This is a genomic window from Roseateles sp. GW835-FHT13E02, from assembly GCF_058794035.1.
Window position 1 is genome coordinate 1 of record NZ_JBXAGJ010000055.1, and the last position, 695, is coordinate 695.

Annotated in this window: 1 protein-coding gene; it reads right to left on the bottom strand. The window is 65.0% G+C overall.

Going from position 1 to position 695, the window contains the following annotated elements; genetic code table 11:
* On the bottom strand, positions 1–606 hold a 606-nt coding region (locus AC1Q6P_RS23985), incomplete at its 3' end, for an IS110 family RNA-guided transposase (RefSeq protein WP_492666272.1).
* Positions 607–695: the final 89 nt, after the last annotated feature.

A 695-nucleotide genomic window follows, 5' to 3' on the forward strand; every position in this document is an offset into this window, starting at 1 on the left:
CTCGTCCAGCTCACGCCACTGCGCCTGCGCCCGGCGAAGCGTCATGCGGGCCAAGCCATTCATCTCGTTGGCGCCGTCCTCCAGCAGCTCGTCCAGAACCAGGCGCAGGGCTCTGGATCCATTGGGCACGGCGACACCGAACTCCAGCAGCAGGCCGCGAATGCGATTGATGCAGGCCGTGCGGTCCGCCTTGAGGCCTTCGCGCAAGCGATGCACGCACAGCAAGCTCTGCTGCTCGACGCTCTTGACCGGAACAAAGCGCATGTGAGGGCGGCTCGCCGCCTCGCAGATGGCCGCAGCGTCGTTGGCGTCGTTCTTGCCGCAATGGCCCTCGGCGCGATAGGGGGCGGCCAGGTGAGCCGAGATGATGCGAGCATCCAGCCCCATCGCGCGCAGGGCCCGGGCCCAGTGATGTGCGCTGGAGCTGACCTCCATCACCACCATGCAGCCGGCCTGCAACAGCGCACACCAAGCCAGGAACTTGTCGCGGGCCAGCGCCCGGTTCGTCAGCACGCGGCCACCGCCGTCAACGGCGTGCACTTGGATGACTCGCTTAGAGAGATCCACGCCTACGCGCACCGCTGGAACTTGGGTATTCTTGTCCATGGACTTCCCCTTTCGAAATGGCTGCAGATTGATGACCAACACCACCAATCTTGGCGCTTTGACGCCGTTGCCTGAAGGTGGGAAGTCCC